Annotated in this window: 18 protein-coding genes; 10 read left to right on the forward strand and 8 right to left on the reverse strand. The window is 69.9% G+C overall.

Annotated features, from left to right (window positions below; translation table 11 throughout):
• The first annotated feature begins 5 nt into the window (after positions 1–5).
• The 6 genes from ACIQBL_RS26570 (at position 6) to pgi (ending at position 6,021) form a co-directional block, all read left to right on the forward strand.
• Positions 6–1,217, forward strand: coding sequence for a phosphoglycerate kinase (locus ACIQBL_RS26570; RefSeq protein WP_401945476.1), 1,212 nt, complete (start codon positions 6–8; stop codon positions 1,215–1,217).
• 42 nt (positions 1,218–1,259) lie between these two features.
• Positions 1,260–2,015 (forward strand): triose-phosphate isomerase, encoded by a 756-nt coding sequence (gene tpiA / locus ACIQBL_RS26575; protein ID WP_401945794.1) that lies wholly within the window; start codon positions 1,260–1,262, stop codon positions 2,013–2,015.
• A 120-nt stretch (positions 2,016–2,135) separates the two neighbouring features.
• Positions 2,136–2,369, forward strand: a complete 234-nt coding sequence (gene secG, locus ACIQBL_RS26580) for a preprotein translocase subunit SecG (protein ID WP_328832163.1) — start codon at positions 2,136–2,138, stop codon at positions 2,367–2,369.
• A 208-nt stretch (positions 2,370–2,577) separates the two neighbouring features.
• Entirely contained in the window at positions 2,578–2,913 is a 336-nt protein-coding gene (locus tag ACIQBL_RS26585) for an RNA polymerase-binding protein RbpA (RefSeq protein ID WP_003957010.1), read from the forward strand.
• A 132-nt stretch (positions 2,914–3,045) separates the two neighbouring features.
• Entirely contained in the window at positions 3,046–4,314 is a 1,269-nt protein-coding gene (locus tag ACIQBL_RS26590) for an MFS transporter (RefSeq protein WP_401945477.1), read from the forward strand.
• 54 nt (positions 4,315–4,368) lie between these two features.
• Positions 4,369–6,021, forward strand: coding sequence for a glucose-6-phosphate isomerase (pgi, locus tag ACIQBL_RS26595; RefSeq protein WP_401945478.1), 1,653 nt, complete (start codon positions 4,369–4,371; stop codon positions 6,019–6,021).
• Between the two features lie 57 nt (positions 6,022–6,078).
• Here the strand turns inward: pgi and pgl are convergent, their stop codons facing one another.
• The 5 genes from pgl to tkt are packed head-to-tail and all read right to left on the reverse strand — an operon-like array spanning position 6,079 to position 12,814.
• Entirely contained in the window at positions 6,079–6,861 is a 783-nt protein-coding gene (gene pgl / locus ACIQBL_RS26600) for a 6-phosphogluconolactonase (protein WP_401945480.1), read from the reverse strand.
• 6 nt (positions 6,862–6,867) lie between these two features.
• Positions 6,868–8,013, reverse strand: coding sequence for a glucose-6-phosphate dehydrogenase assembly protein OpcA (opcA, locus tag ACIQBL_RS26605; RefSeq protein ID WP_401945481.1), 1,146 nt, complete (start codon positions 8,011–8,013; stop codon positions 6,868–6,870).
• Positions 8,010–9,533: a glucose-6-phosphate dehydrogenase gene (gene zwf, locus ACIQBL_RS26610; protein WP_401945483.1), complete on the reverse strand. Its 1,524-nt coding sequence runs from the start codon at positions 9,531–9,533 to the stop codon at positions 8,010–8,012. Before zwf ends, opcA begins: the two co-directional genes overlap by 4 nt.
• Before the next feature lie 4 nt (positions 9,534–9,537).
• Positions 9,538–10,692 carry a transaldolase gene (gene tal, locus ACIQBL_RS26615; protein ID WP_401945485.1) on the reverse strand — a complete coding sequence of 385 codons (1,155 nt, stop codon included), beginning with the start codon at positions 10,690–10,692 and terminating at the stop codon, positions 9,538–9,540.
• A gap of 34 nt (positions 10,693–10,726) precedes the next feature.
• Entirely contained in the window at positions 10,727–12,814 is a 2,088-nt protein-coding gene (gene tkt, locus ACIQBL_RS26620; protein WP_401945487.1) for a transketolase, read from the reverse strand.
• 356 nt (positions 12,815–13,170) lie between these two features.
• On the opposite strand from tkt, the gene ACIQBL_RS26625 reads away from it, so the two are divergent.
• The 4 genes from ACIQBL_RS26625 (at position 13,171) to ACIQBL_RS26640 (ending at position 16,519) form a co-directional block, all read left to right on the forward strand.
• On the forward strand, positions 13,171–14,124 hold the full coding sequence (locus ACIQBL_RS26625) for a heme o synthase (RefSeq protein ID WP_401945796.1): 954 nt from the start codon (positions 13,171–13,173) through the stop codon (positions 14,122–14,124).
• A gap of 72 nt (positions 14,125–14,196) precedes the next feature.
• A complete protein-coding gene (locus tag ACIQBL_RS26630) occupies positions 14,197–14,529 on the forward strand; it encodes a hypothetical protein (RefSeq protein ID WP_401945488.1) in 333 nt (110 codons plus the stop codon).
• A gap of 112 nt (positions 14,530–14,641) precedes the next feature.
• A complete protein-coding gene (locus ACIQBL_RS26635) occupies positions 14,642–15,748 on the forward strand; it encodes an amidohydrolase family protein (protein WP_401945490.1) in 1,107 nt (368 codons plus the stop codon).
• A gap of 18 nt (positions 15,749–15,766) precedes the next feature.
• A complete protein-coding gene (locus ACIQBL_RS26640; RefSeq protein WP_401945491.1) occupies positions 15,767–16,519 on the forward strand; it encodes a nucleotidyltransferase domain-containing protein in 753 nt (250 codons plus the stop codon).
• Between the two features lie 32 nt (positions 16,520–16,551).
• On the opposite strand, the gene ACIQBL_RS26645 is transcribed toward ACIQBL_RS26640, so the two are convergent.
• From ACIQBL_RS26645 to ACIQBL_RS26655, 3 genes are read right to left on the reverse strand one after another with little or no spacing between them, the layout of a single operon-like run.
• Complete coding sequence (locus ACIQBL_RS26645; protein ID WP_401945493.1) at positions 16,552–17,562, reverse strand: heme A synthase; 1,011 nt, start codon at positions 17,560–17,562, stop codon at positions 16,552–16,554.
• A 49-nt stretch (positions 17,563–17,611) separates the two neighbouring features.
• Positions 17,612–18,379 (reverse strand): ABC transporter permease, encoded by a 768-nt coding sequence (locus tag ACIQBL_RS26650; protein ID WP_401945495.1) that lies wholly within the window; start codon positions 18,377–18,379, stop codon positions 17,612–17,614.
• Positions 18,376–19,299, reverse strand: coding sequence for an ABC transporter ATP-binding protein (locus ACIQBL_RS26655; RefSeq protein WP_401945497.1), 924 nt, complete (start codon positions 19,297–19,299; stop codon positions 18,376–18,378). The genes ACIQBL_RS26650 and ACIQBL_RS26655 overlap by 4 nt, the downstream gene beginning before the upstream one ends.
• Positions 19,300–19,318 lie beyond the last annotated feature (19 nt).

Consider the following 19,318-nt stretch of genomic DNA (forward strand, 5'->3'; position numbering starts at 1 on the left):
TTTCCATGAAGACGATCGACGAACTCCTCGCCGAAGGCGTGGCCGGCAAGCGGGTCTTCGTCCGCGCCGACCTCAACGTCCCGCTGGCCGACGGCCTCATCACCGACGACGGCCGCATCCGCGCCGTACTGCCCACCATCAAGGCCCTCGTCGAGGCGGACGCCAAGGTCGTCGTCGCCTCGCACCTCGGCCGCCCCAAGGGCGCCCCCGACCCGGCCTTCTCCCTGCTGCAGCCCGCCGAGCGCCTCGCCGAACTCCTCGGCGCGCCCGTCGCGTTCGCCCAGGACACCGTCGGCCCCGCCGCCCACGACGCGGTGAACGGCCTCGAACCCGGCCAGGTCGCCGTCATCGAGAACCTGCGCTTCAACGCGGGCGAGACCTCCAAGGACGACACCGAGCGCGGCGAGTTCGCCGACCAGCTCGCCGCCCTGGCGGACATCTACGTAGGCGACGGTTTCGGCGCCGTGCACCGCAAGCACGCCTCCGTGTACGACCTGCCGACCCGCCTGCCGCACTACGCCGGCTACCTCATCGCCACCGAGGTCGGCGTCCTGAAGAAGCTCACCGAGGACGTCAAGCGGCCCTACGTCGTCGCCCTCGGCGGCTCCAAGGTCTCCGACAAGCTCGCCGTCATCGACCAGCTGCTCGGCAAGGCCGACCGCATCCTCATCGGCGGCGGCATGGCCTTCACCTTCCTCAAGGCCAAGGGCTACGAGATCGGCGCCTCCCTGGTCCAGGACGACCAGCTGCCCGCCGTCACCGAGTACGTCGAGCGCGCCGAGAAGAACGGCGTCGAGCTGGTCGTCCCGGTCGACGTCGTGACCTCGGCCGGGTTCCCGGACCTGAAGACCAAGGCCCCGTCCAACCCCACCGTCGTCGCCGCGGACGCCATCCCGGCCGACCGGATGGGCCTCGACATCGGTCCCGAGACCGGTGCCCTGTACGCCTCGAAGCTCGCCGACGCGGCCACCATCTTCTGGAACGGCCCCATGGGCGTCTTCGAGCACCCCGACTACGCCGAGGGCACCAAGGCGGTCGCCCAGGCCCTTCTCGACTCCCCGGCCTTCACGGTCGTCGGCGGTGGCGACTCCGCCGCGGCCGTCCGCATCCTGGGCTTCGACGAGACCGCATTCGGCCATATCTCGACCGGCGGCGGCGCCTCCCTCGAATACCTCGAGGGCAAGACGCTCCCCGGCCTCGCCGCACTGGAGGACTGACCACTCATGGCTCCATCTACCGCCTCTGGGCGCACGCCGATCATGGCGGGCAACTGGAAGATGAACCTCAACCACCTTGAGGCCATCGCCCACGTCCAGAAGCTCGCCTTCGCCCTCGCGGACAAGGACTACGAGGCCGTCGAGGTCGCCGTCCTGCCGCCCTTCACCGACCTGCGCTCCGTGCAGACCCTGGTCGACGGCGACAAGCTCAAGATCAAGTACGGCGCCCAGGACATCTCGGCGCACGACTCCGGCGCCTACACCGGCGAGATCTCCGGTGCGATGCTGGCCAAGCTGAAGTGCACCTACGTGGCCGTCGGACACTCCGAGCGCCGCCAGTACCACGCCGAGACCGACGAGATCGTCAACACCAAGGTCAAGGCCGCCTACAAGCACGGCCTGACCCCGATCCTGTGCGTCGGCGAGGAGCTGGAGATCCGCGAGGTGGGCAACCACGTCGCCCACACGCTCTCCCAGGTCGAGGGCGGTCTCAAGGACGTCCCGGCCGAGCAGGCCGAGTCGGTCGTCATCGCCTACGAGCCCGTCTGGGCCATCGGCACCGGCAAGGTCTGCGGCGCCGACGACGCCCAGGAGGTCTGCCAGGCCATCCGCGGCAAGCTCGCCGAGCTGTACACCCAGGAGCTGGCCGACCAGGTCCGCATCCAGTACGGCGGCTCCGTGAAGTCCGGCAACGTCGCCGAGATCATGGCGCAGCCCGACGTCGACGGCGCTCTGGTCGGCGGTGCCTCGCTGGACGCCGACGAGTTCGTCAAGATCGTGCGCTTCCGCGACCAGTGAGTCGACCGGCGAGTCGAACAGTGAGTATGCGGTAGCGGCGATCCGTCGTACTCTTGCGGGGGCATGGCGCCAGTCGCTGTGCCCCTGTCGTCATCCGAATCCGAGGAAGTTGGTCCAGCCGTGGTTTTGGGGTTCTCGATCGCCCTGATCGTCTTCAGCCTGCTGCTGATGCTGCTGGTGCTGATGCACAAGGGCAAGGGCGGCGGTCTCTCCGACATGTTCGGTGGCGGAATGTCGTCGTCCGTCGGTGGTTCTTCGGTGGCCGAGCGCAACCTCGACCGCATCACTGTCGGGCTCGGTCTGCTGTGGTTCACCTGCATCGTCGTGCTCGGCCTGCTGATGAAGACGAACTGACCGCACGTTCCATACGCACATTCTGTACGTAAGGCCCCATGTTCGGTACGCGCAGCTGAGCGCGGCCTATCATGGGGCTTGCGTCTAGGTGTAGGGGCTGTAACTCCAACCACTGGACGCGCGTTGGGCCTTACGTAGACTGAGGCGCTCGCAACGGAGCGAAAACGCCGACTCGCTTCGCGGCACCATCACGCAGGGAGTTACGACCGTGGCAAGTGGCAACGCGATCCGTGGAAGCCGGGTCGGGGCGGGGCCGATGGGCGAGGCCGAGCGTGGCGAGTCCGCGCCCCGGCTGCGCATCTCCTTCTGGTGCTCCAACGGGCACGAGACGCAGCCCAGCTTCGCCAGCGACGCGCAGGTCCCCGACACCTGGGACTGCCCGCGCTGCGGCTTTCCCGCCGGACAGGACCGGGACAACCCGCCGGACCCGCCGCGCACCGAGCCCTACAAGACGCACCTCGCGTATGTACGGGAGCGGCGCAGCGACGCGGACGGCGAGGCGATCCTCGCCGAGGCGCTCGCCAAACTGCGGGGAGAAATCTAGGAGTTGAACCGGCCGGACGCCCACAAGGTGTCTGGCCGGAGCTGTTTCGCACCCCGGCGGCCGACCGGCTCCGGACCGATTGTCAGTGGCGCCCTCTACGGTTTGTGAATCGGCGAACCGCGAGGGGGAGTTGTGACGACGGTCGACGTGACGGGCGGTCATGCGCCCGCGTGGCGCGGGGGGTTCGGGCGGCTGTGGAGCGCCGCAGTGATCTCGCGGTTCGGGGACGCGTTGCGCGGTGCGGCACTGCCGCTGCTCGCCGTCTCGCTGACGGACCGCCCGCTGCTCATCGCGTCCGTGACCGCCTGCGGGTATCTGCCCTGGATCGTCTTCGGGCTGCTCGGCGGCGCGGTCGCGGACCGGGTGGACCAGCGGCGCGCGATGTGGACGGTGGACGCGGTCCGTGGGCTGCTCGTCGCCGCCTTCGCCCTGGCCGTCGCTCTCGGCCACGCCTCGATCCTGCTGCTCATCGCGCTGGCCTTCGCGCTGACCACGTTGCAGACCCTCTTCGACAACGCCTCTACGGCCCTGCTCCCGGCCCTGGTGGACCGCGCGGCGCTCGGCAGCGCCAACGCCCGGCTGATGACCGGGCAGAAGATCGCGGGCGGCCTGATGGGAGCGCCCGTGGTGCCCCTGCTGATCGCCGCGGGGGCCGCGGTTCCCTTCGTGGCCGACGCGGGGACCTTCCTCCTGGCCGCCGCACTCGTCGCCTCGCTGCGGACGGGGGCGCCCGACCGTGCGGCGAGACCGGCGGGCGGCACGCTGCGCGGAGAGATCGCGGACGGGTTGCGCACCCTGTGGCGCGACCGGCCCCTGCGCGGGCTGTGCGCCGCGACGGCCCTGTGCAACATCGGCATGGGCGCGCTGATCGCCACCCTGGTCGTCCTGGTGACCGGCTGGCTGGACGCCGGTACCGCCGGATACGCGGCGGCGACCACCGCGTTCACCGTCGGCGGTCTGGCCGGGGGAGTGGTGAACCGGCGGATCATCACCCGCCTCGGCCCGATGCGGAGCGTGCTGCTCGCGGGCCTGGTGCAGACCGGCGCCCTCGTCGTCATGGGCTCCGTGCGCAGCCTGATCGCGGTCGTGGCGGCCCTCGCCGTCTTCGGTTCCATGAGCATGCTGTGGAACGTCAACACCACCACGCTGATGCAGCAGCGTGCCCCCGCCGACATGCTGGGCCGGGTCAGTTCCGCCTTCCGTACCCTGGCCGTCGCCGGGGCCCCGCTGGGCGCCCTCCTCGGTGGCGCCGCCGCCACGGCCTGGGGCCTGAACACACCCGCTCTGCTCACCGCCGCCTTCTTCGTCCTGTCGGTCATCGCGCTGATACCTGCGGTCAAGCCGGACGTACCTGTTGTTGCCCCGCAGGACGACGCGACGACCGCTCATGTCACGGGCTGATCAATTAGGTTGGAACCGGCCCCCAGGTCGGTAGGAAAGAAGGCTGAAGTCGCAATGAACGCAGACGGCCGTACCAGGCTCAACCGGACGCCCGAGTGGACCGCGTTGGCCAAGCACCGCGAGGAGCTCGGCGAGGCGCAGCTGAGGGAGCTGTTCGCCGCCGATCCAGGGCGCGGGACCGGCTACACGCTCCGGGTCGGTGACCTGCACCTCGACTACTCGAAGCACCTCGTCACGGACGAGACACTCCGGCTGCTGCACGCGCTGGCCGCCGCCACGGACGTGTTCGGCCTCCGGGACGCGATGTTCCGGGGCGAGAAGATCAACGTCACCGAGGACCGCGCGGTCCTGCACACCGCCCTGCGCGCCCCGCGCGACGCGGTCATCGAGGTCGACGGCGAGAACGTCGTGCCCCCAGTGCACGCCGTGCTCGACAAGATGGCCGGCTTCGCCGACCGCGTCCGCTCCGGCGCGTGGACCGGCCACACCGGCAGGCGCATCAAGAACATCGTCAACATCGGCATCGGCGGCTCCGACCTGGGCCCGGCGATGGCGTACGAGGTGCTGCGCAGCTTCACCGACCGCGACCTGACGGTCCGGTTCGTGTCGAACGTGGACGGCGCAGACCTGCACGAGGCGACCCGTGACCTCGACCCGGCGGAGACGCTGTTCATCATCGCCTCCAAGACCTTCACCACGATCGAGACGATCACCAACGCGACCTCGGCCCGCGACTGGCTGCTCACCGAGCTGAAGGCCGGTCAGGACGCGGTCGCCAAGCACTTCGTGGCGCTGTCGACGAACGCCGGGAAGGTCAGCGAGTTCGGCATCGACACGGCCAACATGTTCGAGTTCTGGGACTGGGTCGGCGGCCGTTACTCGTACGACTCCGCGATCGGGCTGTCGCTGATGATCGCCATCGGCCCGGACCGCTTCCGCGAGATGCTCGACGGCTTCCACACCGTCGACGAGCACTTCCGCACCGCGCCCGCCGAGTCCAACGCGCCGTTGCTCCTCGGCCTGTTGGGCGTCTGGTACGGCAACTTCCACGACGCCCAGTCCCATGCGGTGCTGCCCTACAGCCACTACCTCTCCAAGTTCACCGCCTACTTGCAGCAGCTGGACATGGAGTCCAACGGCAAGTACGTGGGCCGGGACGGCCAGGAGGTCGACTGGCAGACGGGGCCGGTGGTGTGGGGCACCCCGGGGACCAATGGGCAGCACGCGTACTACCAACTCATCCACCAGGGCACGAAGTTGATCCCGGCGGACTTCATCGGCTTCGCCGAGCCGGTGGCAGAGCTGAGCGACGGGCTCAAGGCGCAGCACGACCTGCTGATGGCCAACTTCTTCGCCCAGACACAGGCGTTGGCCTTCGGCAAGACGCCGGACGAGGTGCGCGCGGAGGGTGTGGCGGAGGAGCTGGTGCCGCACAAGACGTTCAAGGGCAACCACCCCACGACCACGATCCTGGCCCGCGAGCTGACCCCGTCGGTCCTCGGCCAGCTCATCGCGCTCTACGAACACAAGGTGTTCGTCCAGGGTGCCGTCTGGAACATCGACTCCTTCGACCAGTGGGGCGTCGAGCTGGGCAAGGTCCTCGCCAAGCGCGTCGAACCCGCCCTGACCGAAGGCGCGGACGTACCGGGCCTGGACGCGTCGACGACGGCCCTGGTCGCCAAGTACCGCGAGCTGCGCGGCCGTTGAGACACCGAAGAGCCCGTACGGCAGAAGCCGTACGGGCCCTTCGGCAGCACGCGGGTGTCAGGGTGAGGCAGGCGGATACAGCGCACGCGGCAGCTGTGAGGCCGCCGCCGCGTCCAGCAGCCACAGGGTGCGCGAGCGGCCCTGCGCACCGGCGGCCGGTGCCTGGATCTCGCCCGCGCCCGACAGGGCGATCGCCGCGGCCTCCGCCTTGTCCTCGCCAGCCGCGAGCAACCACACCTCACGGGCGGAGCGGATCGCCGGCAGGGTCAGGGTGACCCGGGTCGGCGGCGGCTTGGGCGCGCCGTGGACGCCGACGACCGTGCGCTCGGTCTCCCGTACGGCGGGCAACTCCGGGAAGAGCGACGCCACATGGGTGTCCGGGCCGACGCCCAGCATCAGGACGTCGAAGGTCGGTACAGAACCATGGTTCTCGGGTCCGGCGGACCGGGCGAGTTCCTCGGCGTAGCCGGCCGCCGCCGCTTCCACGTCGGCGCCGTAGAGACCGTCCGACGCGGGCATGGCGTGCACGCGCTTCGGGTCCAGCGGCACCGCGTCGAGCAGCGCCTCGCGGGCCTGGGTGACATTGCGCTCCGGGTCGCCCTCGGGCAGGAACCGCTCGTCGCCCCACCACAGGTCGAGCCGGCCCCAGTCGATGGCGTCCCGGGCGGGCTGTCCCGCCAGGGCCGCCAGCAGACCGTTGCCGTTGCGACCGCCGGTGAGCACGATCGAGGCGTAGCCGCGCGAGGCCTGCGCGTCCACGATCTTCGTGATCAGCCGGGCCGCGGCGGCCTGGGCCATCAGCTCCTTGTCGCGGTGGACGACGAGTTGGGGAGTGCTCACTGCGGATCAGCCTTCTTGCTTCTTGACCGGGGGCATCTTCGCGGGGGTGGGCCGTTCGGCGCCGCCCTGGTCCGACGAGGACGAAGCCGACGACGCCGGAGCAGAAGCCGACACCGGAGCCGAAGCGGAGGCAGAAGCCGACGCGGGCGTCGTGTCCGGTACCCCGCGCACCGGCAGCGCCGGTACCGGCTGAGCCGCCGCCTCGGCCCGCTCCGCCGCCGACTGGATGCCGCCCAGCCGGTCCACGCCGAACCGCAGCGCGGACGCGTACGTGTCGTCCGGGTCGAGCCTGCGCAGCTCCTCCGCGAGCAGCTCGGAGGTCTCGCGGCGCTTGAGCGCCACCGCGCGGTCCGGCTGGCCGGGCAGTGCCAGCGTGGCCATCGCCCCGTCCGACCGGTGCAGCGTGATGGGCCCGCCGGTCGTCTCCAGGCGCACCTGGGTCAGACCGGGACCGGCGGAAACCGCCCGCCGTACGTGCACGTGGAGGCGGTCGGCGAGCCACATCGCGAGCAGTTCGACGCTCGGGTTGGACTCCTCGCCCGCGACCTCGACGGAGACGATCTCCGAGTCGACCTGGTCGAGCGCGGCGGCCAGCATCGAACGCCACGGGGTGATCCGGGCCCAGGCCAGGTCGGTGTCACCCGGTTCGTAGCTCTCGGCGCGGGACCGCAGTTCGTCGACGGGCTTCTCCGCCGCGTAGCTGTCGGTGACCCGGCGCTGGCTCAGGGCGCCCAGCGGGTCGTTCGCCGGATCGCGCGGCGCGTCCACCGACCACCAGACGACCACCGGCGCGTCCGGCAGCAGCAGCGGCAGCACCACGGACTGGGCGTGGTCGGAGACCTCGCCGTACAGCCGCAGGACGACCGTCTCGCCGCTGCCCGCGTCCGTGCCCACCCGTACCTCGGCGTCGAGGCGGGACTGGGTGCGGTCCCGAGGCGAGCGCGAGACGCGCTTGATGACCACGAGTGTGCGCGAGGGGTGCTCGCGCGACGCGTCGTTGGCGGCCTTCAGGGCGTCGTAGGCGTTCTCCTCGTCCGTGACGACGACGAGGGTGAGCACCATGCCGACGGCCGGGGTGCCGATGGCGCGGCGCGCTTTCACCAGGCCCTTGTTGATCTTGCTGGAAGTGGTGTCGGTGAGGTCTATCTTCATGGCCGGCGCCAGCTCCGTCCCTCTCGTGCGAGCATTTCGTCGGCCTCGACCGGACCCCACGTACCCGACTGGTACTGCGCGGGCTTGCCGTGCTTGTCCCAGTACTGCTCGATCGGGTCGAGGATCTTCCAGGACAGCTCGACCTCCTCGGTGCGCGGGAAGAGGTTCGAGTCGCCCAGGAGGACGTCCAGGATCAGGCGCTCGTACGCCTCCGGGCTCGACTCCGTGAACGACTCGCCGTAGGCGAAGTCCATGGACACGTCCCGGATCTCCATCGAGGTGCCCGGCACCTTGGAGCCGAAGCGGACCGTGACGCCCTCGTCGGGCTGGACGCGGAAGACGATCGCGTTCTGGCCCAGCTCCTCCGTCGCCGTGTGGTCGAAGGGGGAGTGCGGGGCACGCTGGAAGACCACCGCGATCTCGGTGACCCGGCGGCCCAGGCGCTTGCCGGTGCGCAGGTAGAAGGGGACGCCCGCCCAGCGGCGGTTGTCCACCTCAACCTTGATGGCCGCGTAGGTGTCGGTCTTCGACTTGGGGTCGATGCCGTCTTCCTGGAGGTAGCCGACGGCCTTCTCGCCGCCCTGCCAGCCCTCGGCGTACTGCCCGCGGACCGTGTTCTTCCCCAGGTCCTTCGGCAGCCGTACCGCGCCGAGCACCTTCTCCTTCTCGGCGGCCAGCGCGTCGGCGGAGAAGGAGGAGGGCTCCTCCATCGCGGTCAGCGCCATCAGCTGGAGCAGGTGGTTCTGGATGACGTCACGGGCGGCGCCGATGCCGTCGTAGTAGCCCGCCCGGCCGCCGATGCCGATGTCCTCGGCCATGGTGATCTGCACGTGGTCCACGAAGGACCGGTTCCAGATCGGCTCGAACATCGTGTTGGCGAAGCGGAGCGCCAGGATGTTCTGGACGGTCTCCTTGCCGAGGTAGTGGTCGATGCGGAACACCTGGTCCGCGGCGAACACCTCGTGGACGACCCTGTTGAGGTCCTCGGCCGACTTGAGGTCGTGGCCGAAGGGCTTCTCGATGACCGCGCGGCGCCAGGAACCCTTGTCCTGGTCGGCGAGACCGTGCTTCTTCAGCTGCTGGATGACGACCGGGAACGAGCGCGGCGGCACCGACAGGTAGAAGGCGAAGTTGCCGCCCGTGCCCTGCGCCTTGTCCAGTTCGTCGATCGTGCCGCGCAGCCGCTCGAACGCGTCGTCGTCGTCGAAGGTGCCCTGGACGAAGCGCATCCCCTGGACGAGCTGCTGCCAGACCTCCTCACGGAACGGCGTACGGGAGTGCTCCTTGACGGCGTCGTGGACCTCCTGTGCGAAGTCCTCGTGCTGCCACTCGCGCCGGGCGAAGCCGACGAGCGAGAAACCCGGCGGCAGCAGACCCCGGTTCGCGAGGTCGTACACGGCGGGCATCAGCTTTTTGCGTGACAAATCGCCTGTGACGCCGAAGATGACCAGGCCCGACGGCCCCGCGATACGCGGGAGCCGTCGGTCGGCGGGGTCACGCAGCGGGTTGCTGCTCGACAAGGTTTCAGCCCTCCGAGGGGGCGAGGCGCGAAAGCTCCGCCTCGGTCGACTTGAGCAGGTCGGTCCAGGCCGCCTCGAACTTCTCGACGCCCTCGTCCTCCAGCAGCTGGACCACCTCGTCGTACGAGATGCCGAGCGCTTCTACGGCGGCGATCTCGGCGCGGGACTGCTCGTAGGTACCGGAGATGGTGTTCCCCGTGATCTGGCCGTGGTCGTCGGTGGCCTCGAGGGTGGCCTCCGGCATGGTGTTCACCGTGTTCGGCGCCACCAAGTCGTCCACGTACAGCGTGTCCTTGTACGCCTTGTCCTTGACGCCGGTCGAGGCCCACAGCGGACGCTGCTTGTTGGCCTGCGCCTTGTCCAGGGCGGCCCAGCGGTCTGTGGAGAAGACCTCCTCGTACGCCTCGTAGGCGAGCCGCGCGTTGGCCAGACCGGCCTTGCCGCGGGCGGCCCTGGCCTCGTCGGTGCCCAGCGCGTCGATCCGCTTGTCGATCTCGGTGTCCACGCGGGACACGAAGAAGGACGCCACAGAGTGGATCTTCGCCAGGTCCAGGCCGCGCTCCTTGGCCTTCTCCAGGCCGGCGATGAACGCGTCCATGACCTCGCGGTAGCGGGCCAGCGAGAAGATCAGCGTGACGTTGACGCTGATGCCGAGGCCGATGACCTCGGTGATCGCCGGGAGGCCCGCCCGGGTGGCCGGGATCTTGATCAGGGTGTTGGGGCGGTCCACCAGCCAGGCCAGCTGCTTGGCCTCGGCGATGGTCGCCGCCGTGTTGTGCGCCAGCCGGGGGTCGACCTCGATCGACACCCGGCCGTCCTGGCCGCCGCTCGCGTCGAAGACCGGCCGCAGGATGTCGGCGGCGTCGCGGACGTCCGCCGTGGTGATCATGCGGATGGCTTCCTCGACGGTCACCTTGCGGGCGGCGAGGTCGGTGAGCTGCTGCTCGTAACCTCCCCCAGTCTCGGCTTCGCTCGACCGGGGGGACCCCCATCCCGACGAGATGGCCTTCTGGAAGATCGACGGGTTGGTGGTGACGCCCACGACGTGCTGCTGGTCGATCAGTTCGGCGAGGTTGCCGGACGTGATCCGCTTGCGCGACAGGTCGTCCAGCCAGATCGCGACGCCTTCCTCGGAGAGGCGCTTGAGTGCGTCTGTCATGGAAATTGCATCTCCTACGTGTCGTTTGTCAGCGTCAGCTCTGGGCGGCGGCGAGGGATTCCCGGGCCTTGGCGGCCACGTTCTCGGCAGTGAAGCCGAACTCCTGGAAGAGCACCTTGCCGTCGGCGGAAGCCCCGAAGTGCTCCAGGGAAACGATGCGACCGGCGTCCCCGACGAACCGGTACCAGGTCAGACCGATACCGGCCTCGACCGCGACCCGTGCCTTGACGGACGGTGGCAGCACGCTGTCCCGGTACCCCTGGTCCTGCGCGTCGAACCACTCCACGCACGGCATGGACACGACCCGCGTCGGCACACCGGAGGCCTCCAGCTGCTCACGCGCCTCGACGGCCACGTGCACCTCGGAACCGGTACCGATGAGGATCACCTCGGGCGTACCCGTGGACGCCTCGAACAGGACGTAACCGCCCTTGGCGGTGCCCTCGTTGGCCTCGTACGTCGGCACACCCTGGCGCGTCAGCGCGAAGCCGTGCGGGGCGCCCTCGCCGTAGACCTTCGTGTAGCGGCGCAGGACCTCGCGCCAGGCGATCGCGGTCTCGTTGGCGTCGGCCGGGCGGACGACGTTCAGGCCCGGGATGGCGCGCAGGGACGCGAGGTGCTCGACCGGCTGGTGGGTCGGGCCGTCCTCGCCGAGGCCGACGGAGTCGTGCGTCCACACGTACGTCACCGGCAGGTGCATCAGCGCGGAGAGACGGACCGCGTTGCGCATGTAGTCGGAGAAGACGAGGAACGTACCGCCGTAGGCACGGGTGTTGCCGTGCAGCGTGATGCCGTTCAGCTCCGCGCCCATGGAGTGCTCGCGGATGCCGAAGTGGATCGTGCGGCCGTACGGGTTCGCCTCCGGCAGCGGGTTGTCCGCCGGGAGGAACGACGACGTCTTGTCGATCGTCGTGTTGTTCGAGCCCGCGAGGTCGGCCGAGCCGCCCCACAGCTCGGGGATGACCGCGCCGAGCGCCTGGAGCACCTTGCCGGACGCGGCACGGGTGGCGACACCCTTGCCCGCCTCGAACACCGGGAGCTTGTCCTCCCAGCCGGCCGGCAGCTCGCCCGCGGCGATGCGGTCGTACTCGGCGGCGCGCTCCGGGTTGTTGCTGCGCCACTCCTGGTACGAGGGCTCCCACGCGGCCTTGGCGTCGCGGCCCCGGTCCAGCGCCTGGCGGGTGTGCTTGAGGACGTCGTCGGAGACGTCGAAGGACTTCTCCGGGTCGAAGCCGAGAACGCGCTTGGTGGCCGCGACCTCGTCGGCGCCGAGCGCCGAGCCGTGCGCGGCCTCGGTGTTCTGCGCGTTCGGCGCGGGCCAGGCGATGATCGAGCGCATCGCGATGAACGACGGCTTGTTCGTCACCTTCTTCGCGGCCTCGACGGCGTTGTAGAGGGCGTGCGGGTCGAGGTCGCCGTCCGGCTTCGGGGCGACGCGCTGGACGTGCCAGCCGTAGGCCTCGTAGCGCTTGACGGTGTCCTCGGAGACCGCGGTCTCGGTGTCGCCCTCAATGGAGATGTGGTTGTCGTCCCACAGGAGGATGAGGTTGCCGAGCTCCTGGTGGCCCGCCATGGAGGAGGCCTCCGCGGAGATGCCCTCCTGGAGGCAGCCGTCACCGGCGATGGCGAAGATGAAGTGGTCGAAGGGGGACTCGCCCTGCGGGGCGTCCGGGTCGAACAGACCACGCTCGTAGCGGGCGGCCATGGCCATGCCCACGGCGTTGGCGACACCCTGGCCCAGCGGGCCGGTCGTCGTCTCCACACCGGTGGTGTGGCCGTACTCGGGGTGACCCGGAGTCTTGGAGCCCCAGGTACGGAAGGCTTCCAGGTCGGCCAGCTCCAGGCCGAACCCGGCCAGGTAGAGCTGTGTGTAGAGGGTCAGGGACGAGTGGCCGGCGGACAGCACGAACCGGTCGCGTCCGACCCAGTCGGCGTCGGCGGGGTCGTGGCGCATCACCTTCTGGAAGAGGGTGTACGCGGCCGGGGCCAGGCTCATCGCCGTACCGGGATGGCCGTTACCGACCTTCTGTACGGCATCGGCGGCCAGGACGCGGGCGGTGTCCACCGCCCGCTGGTCCAACTCGGTCCACTCGAGGTCTGTGGTGGTCGGCTTGGTGCTCACCCTGGGTCAGGGCTCCTCTCCACATGTCACGCATGTCGAATGCCGGTGCACGCGGCGCCCACCGGCCGTTGTCGAGCCTACCCCCGTAAGAACGCGCATTTTTTCGAGTCATTCCAGACTGCCGGGACTCTCGCGGATCCGCCTCCCGACTGGGTCGTTTCACATTCGGCAACTGAATACGGAGGTGCTCGTTCGAGTGCTCAACAGAGTGGTGATCAGCTCTTCCGGGAGTGCCGCTCAACACGACCCCACCCCCGCGAATGTCCGGGTCTGGGCAACGTCTACAGTGGCGTGGTACGCGCGAGCCTTTACGGGGAGTTCACACCCGGAGGCTTGCTGGGATGTCTCTGTCAGGGGTGTGCGTGACGGCCGTTGAATCCCGTCCAGCGGGGATTGTCGGGGCGAGTCAGAGCCCGAGCCGACGGCCGATCGGGGCCCGGGTCATGGCGTTCGTGGCGCTGACCAAGCCACGGATCATCGAGCTGTTGCTGATCACCACCGTCCCGGTGATGTTCCTGGCCCAGCAGGGTGTGCCCGACCTCAAGCTGGTCCTCCTCACCTGTGTCGGCGGTTACCTCTCCGCCGGTGGCGCCAACGCGCTCAACATGTACATCGACCGCGACATCGACGCGCTCATGGACCGCACCTCGCAGCGCCCCCTGGTCACCGGCATGGTCAGCCCTCGAGAGTGCCTCGCCTTCGGCTTCACGCTGGCGGTCGTCTCGACCCTCCTGTTCGGCCTGACCGTCAACTGGCTGTCGGCCTGGTTGTCGCTCGGAGCGCTCCTCTTCTATGTCGTCGTTTACACGATGATCCTCAAACGCCGTACCTCACAGAACATCGTGTGGGGCGGCATCGCCGGCTGCCTCCCGGTTCTCATCGGCTGGTCCGCGGTCAAGGACTCCATGTCCTGGGCCCCGATCATTCTCTTCCTCGTCATGTTCTTCTGGACGCCGCCGCACTACTGGCCGCTCTCCATGAAGGTCAGGGACGACTACGCGCGCGTGGGCGTGCCGATGCTCCCGGTCGTCGCCTCCAACAAGGTGGTCGCCCGGCAGATCGTGATCTACAGCTGGGTCATGGTGGCCGTCTCCCTCCTCCTCACGCCCCTCGGCTACACGGGCTGGTTCTACACCCTGGTCGCGCTGCTGGCCGGCGGCTTCTGGCTGTGGGAGGCGCACGGGCTGCAGAACCGCGCCAAGGCCGAGGTGACGGGCGGCAAGCTCAAGGAGATGCGGCTGTTCCACTGGTCGATCACCTATGTGTCCCTCCTGTTCGTGGCGATCGCGGTCGACCCCTTCCTCCGATAAGGGGCCTGCTGAGGCGGGAGTCACTCCCCCCGCCCGTCGCCCTTCGATCTACCCGTCGGTAGCATCCTGGCCATGGCAGACACGCAGCAGGTTGACGCGAAGGCCGAGCGCCAGGTGGCCCGCCTCGCCAAGCAGATCGGCACCTTCTCCAAGGCGCACGGCGGGGCCGAGGGCCAGGTCGCCTACATCGGGGAACGCGGCGCCCGCATCGTCCTCGTCGGCGAGGACGGCGGTTGGGGCGACCTGGTGGCCACGACCTACGAGATCGCCCAGCAGGCCGTCGAGAAGTCCGGCATCACCGCCCACGAGGACTTCGACGGCGAGTTCGCGGCCAAGGTGAAGACGGGCCCGTACGAATGGACCCGCATGGCGGGTATCCAGGTGGGCGGCCCGAGCAACACCTGAAACGGGCGCTGGCTGTCGCCCGCCCTCACACGGGGTGCGTACCAGCAACACCTCACCCCCGGTTCACCCGTTAGGACCTGAGGAGCGCAAGGTCCAGCCATGGGGAGCCCGGATGATCGAAACGCCGTCCCTCGTGGACCAGTACTGCCACGGCGTACTGAGAACGGAGCTGGGCCTCGGCACCTTCGAGGCCCAACTCGCCCGCACCGAGGGCCCACCCGCACCCGGCACCACCCTGTTCGACACCCAGACAGGCTTCGCCGTACGACGATGGTGCCCGCCCCTGCTCGGTCTGGAACCGCACTGCCCGCCCGCCCGCTATCTCGCCCGGCGCCGTGAACTCGGCGTACTGGAGGCGGGCCGCAGGCTGCTGCGCGGCAGTGGCATCACGACGTATCTGATCGACACGGGCCTGCCCGGCGACCTCACCGGACCCGCCGAGATGGCGACGGCAGGGCAGGCGGACGCGCGGGAGATCGTCCGCCTCGAACTCCTCGCCGAACAGGTCGCCGACACCTCCGGCACCGTCGAGTCCTTCCTCGCCAACCTCGCCGAGTCGGTGCACGGCGCCGCGGGCAGCGCGGTCGCCTTCACCTCCGTGGCGGGCGTACGGCACGGTCTCGCGCTCGCGCCCGAACCGCCCGGCCCGGGTGAGGTGCGGGGCGCGGCGGGCCGCTGGCTGGCCGGGCGGCGCGTCGGCGGCCCGCTCAGCGATCCAGTACTCCTGCGACACCTGCTCTGGATCGCCGTGGCGTCCGGGCTGCCCCTCCAACTGCACGCCGGACTGGGCGAACCGGGCCTGCGCATCGACCGCACCGACCCCGTCCTGCTCACCGACTTCGTGCGCGCGACGGCCGGGCTCGGCACGGACCTGGTGCTGCTGCACAGCTACCCGTACCACCGGCACGCGGCTCATCTCGCCGGTGTCTTCCCGCACGTCTACGCCGACTCCGGCGCCGCGCTGGTCCGCACCGGTGCCCGCGCCGCGACCGTGCTCGCCGAGATCCTGGAGCTGGCCCCCTTCGGCAAGATCCTCTTCTCCAGCGGGGCCCACGGACTGCCCGAACTGCACGTCGTGGGCGCCCGGTTGTTCCGCGAGGCGCTCGGGCGGGTGCTCGGCAACTGGGTCGCGGAGGGGGCCTGGTCGCCGGCCGACGCGCAACGCGTGGCGGGACTGATCGCGGTCGGCAACGCAAAGAGGGTGTACGGGCTGGAGTGAGCTGTACAGACTGGGCGCATGCCGACCGACGCGTTGCTCACCCGCTTCCTGAACGAACTGGCCCCGCTGGAACCCGTCGCGGTGTGGGCCCACGGTTCGCTCGCCGGGGGCGACTACCAGGAGGGCCGCAGCGACCTGGACCTGATAGCCATCCTGGACCATCCCCTCAAGCCCAGCACCGCCCGCCAACTCGTCGCCCTGCACCGCGGGTTGCGCACCGACCCCCTCGCCACCCGCCTGCACTGCAGCTACCTCGCGCCCGGCACCCAGGACGCCCCGAACCAGCGGCACCTGACCTGGGCGCACAACCACGTCACCCGCCGGCCCGTCACGCCCGTCACCCGGCGTGAACTGCACGACTTCGGGCGGGTGTTGCACGGCGGCTCACCGAAGGACCTGCTGCCGACCGTGAGCGACCAGGAGCTGGGCGAGTTCGTCGTACGGGACCAGCGGGAGTTCTGGCGGCCGTCCGTGGACAAGGCGCAGCTGTGGCGTCAGGACATCTGGGTCGACCTGGGCCTGCTCACCTTCGCCCGGGCGACCGTCACCCGCAGGGAGGGCCGACTGATCACCAAGCGCGAGGCGCTCGACGTACTGCCGGGCCTCGGCGCCCCGGTGGAGGTCGTCGAGGACGTCGTACGGCGGCGTTACGACGATCCGGTACCGTCCGCCGCCGACTCCGTAGAGGGCGATTGGCTCGACCGCCGGGCGAAGCTGACCCGGGCGTACCTGGGCCCGGCGATCGACGACCTGGTGACCCGCTACGGGTGACGTCCTCCAGGTGAGCCGTCAGGGGTGATGCCTCACGCGCGCGTGGGCACCGACTGCTCCGTCGAGGGTCCGGGCAGATCCGCGAGGACATCGGGCCGCTCGCGCAGCGACAGGAGCACCCGCAGTACCCCGATCCACACCAGGCAGGAACCGAGCATGTGGAGGGCGACCAGGGCCTCGGGGAGGTTCGTGAAGTACTGGACGTAACCGATGACGCCCTGGGAGAGCAGGATCAGGAACAGGTCGCGGGTGCGGTCCAGGGGGCCCTTGGGGGCGTCGACGGCCTTGAGGACGAACCACAGGGCGAACGTCAGCGTGACCACGATCCAGGCGAGCACCGCGTGCAGCTTGGCGACCGTCTCCCAGTCGATCGGGATCCGGTCGACCTCCTTGGAGTCACCCGCGTGCGGTCCCGCGCCGGTGACCACCGTGCCGACCGCGATCAGCAGCACGGAGGCGGTGACCAGGAACCACACCAACTGCTGAACGGCCTTGCCGACCAGCGGTTTGGGTTCGCCGTCGCCCTCCTGGCTGCGCTGCCACGTCAGCGTGGCGACCGCGATCAGCGCCGAGGAGAGCAGGAAATGGGCCGCGACCGTGTACGGGTTGAGGCCGACGAGCACCACGATGCCGCCGAGGATCGCGTTGCTCATCACGATCCAGAACTGCGCCCAGCCCAGCCGGGTGAGAGTACGGCGGTAGGGCTTCTCCGAGCGGGCGGCGATGATCGCCCAGCCGACGGCGGCGCACAGCACGTACGTCAGCATCCGGTTGCCGAACTCGATGGCTCCGTGGAAGCCCATCGCGCTGGTCGTGGTGAGCGAGTCGTCCGTGCACTTGGGCCAGGTCGGGCAGCCGAGCCCGGATCCCGTCAGCCGCACGGCACCGCCGGTGACCACGATGACCACCGACATGACGAGCGCGGCGAGAGCGGCCCGCCGGACCGTCCGGGGATCCGGGGTCCAGCGTGCGGCGATGAAGGCGAGGGGATTGCGCGCGGCGGCTACGACGTCGGCGGGGGTCACGTTGGGCACGGGGACCATCGTAGGGGGGTGCTTGTGCACGCTTTCACGAGGGTCCCCCGGCGCGTGACTACTCCCAGCGGAAGAAGCGCCCGGCCGCCGCGAGCCCGACGACCGCCCACACGCCCAGAACCCCCAGGTCCCCCCACGGCATCCCGGCGCCGTGCTGCAACACGTCCCGCAACCCGTCCGAGAGGGCCGAGATCGGCAGCAGGCCGAGCACGTCCTGCACGCCCGCCGGGTACTTGTCCATCGGCACGATCACCCCGCCGCCGACGAGCAGCAGCAGGAACACCAGGTTCGCGGCGGCCAGCGTCGCCTCGGCCTTCAGTGTGCCCGCCATCAGCAGACCGAGACCCGAGAAGGCCGCCGTGCCGAGGATCAGGAGCAGGAACACCGCGACGGGGGTGCCGTGCGGGGACCAGCCCAGGGCGAAGGCGATCGCCGTCAGCAGGATGATCTGGAGGACCTCCGTGACCAGGACCGACACCGTCTTCGCGGCCATCAGGCCCCACCGGGGCAGCGGGGAGGACGCCAGGCGCTTCAGGACGCCGTAGCGGCGCTCGAAGCCCGTCGCGATGGCCTGGCCCGTGAAGGCCGTCGACATCACGGCCAGGGCGAGGATGCCCGGGGTGAGGAAGTCGACGGACCTGCCCTTGCCGGTGTCCACGATGTCCACCGAGCTGAACAGCACCAGGAGGAGGGTCGGGATGACCACCGTGAGGAGGAGTTGCTCGCCGTTCCGCAGGAGCATCTTCGTTTCGAGGACCGCCTGGGCCGCGATCATGCGGGGGAGCGGGGCCGCCCCCGGTGCGGGCGCGTAGGTCGCCGTGGTCATGAGCGCAGCTCCTTGCCGGTGAGTTCCAGGAACACGTCCTCCAGGGTGTGCCGTTCGACCGAGATCTTCTCCGGCATCACCCCGTGCTGCGCACACCAGGAGGTGACCGTGGCGAGCAGTTGGGGGTCGACCTTGCCGCCGACGCGGTAGGAGCCCGGGGTCAGTTCCACGGCCGTGGAGTCGGCCGGGAGGGCCTTCAGCAGGGAGCCGACGTCGAGGCCGGGGCGGCCGGTGAAGCGGAGGGTGTTCTCGGCGCCGCCGCGGCACAGCTCCTCGGGGGAGCCCTGCGCGATGACCTTGCCGGCGTCGATGACGGCGACGTCGTCGGCGAGTTGCTCGGCCTCGTCCATGTAGTGGGTCGTGAGGACGACCGAGACGCCGTCCGCGCGGAGGTCCCGGACCAGGTCCCAGGTCGCGCGGCGGGCCTGGGGATCGAGGCCGGCGGTCGGCTCGTCCAGGAAGATCAGTTCGGGGCGACCTACGACGGCCATGGCCAGGGCCAAGCGTTGTTGCTGGCCTCCCGAGAGGCGGCGGTACGTCGTGCGGCCGCAACTGGCGAGACCCAGGCGCTCGATGAGCGCGCCCACGTCCAGCGGGTGTGCGTGCAGCTTGGCGACGTGGCGGAGCATCTCGTCGGCGCGGGCGCCCGAGTAGACGCCGCCGGACTGGAGCATCACGCCGATTCTGGGGCGCAGTGCGGCGGACTCGCGGACCGGGTCGAGGCCCAGGACGCGCACCGTGCCGGAGTCCGGCTTCCGGTACCCCTCGCAGGTCTCGACCGTGGTCGTCTTGCCCGCCCCGTTGGGGCCCAGTACCGCGGTGACACCCGCATTGGCCACCAGGTCGAGGCCGTTCACCGCGGTCTTCGTGCCGTACCGCTTCACCAGGGCCTGGACCTGGAGCACGGGCTCGCTTCGCATGCGCCCGAGTCTAGGTACG

Source organism: Streptomyces sp. NPDC088350, from assembly GCF_044753545.1.
Lineage (GTDB): Bacteria > Actinomycetota > Actinomycetes > Streptomycetales > Streptomycetaceae > Streptomyces.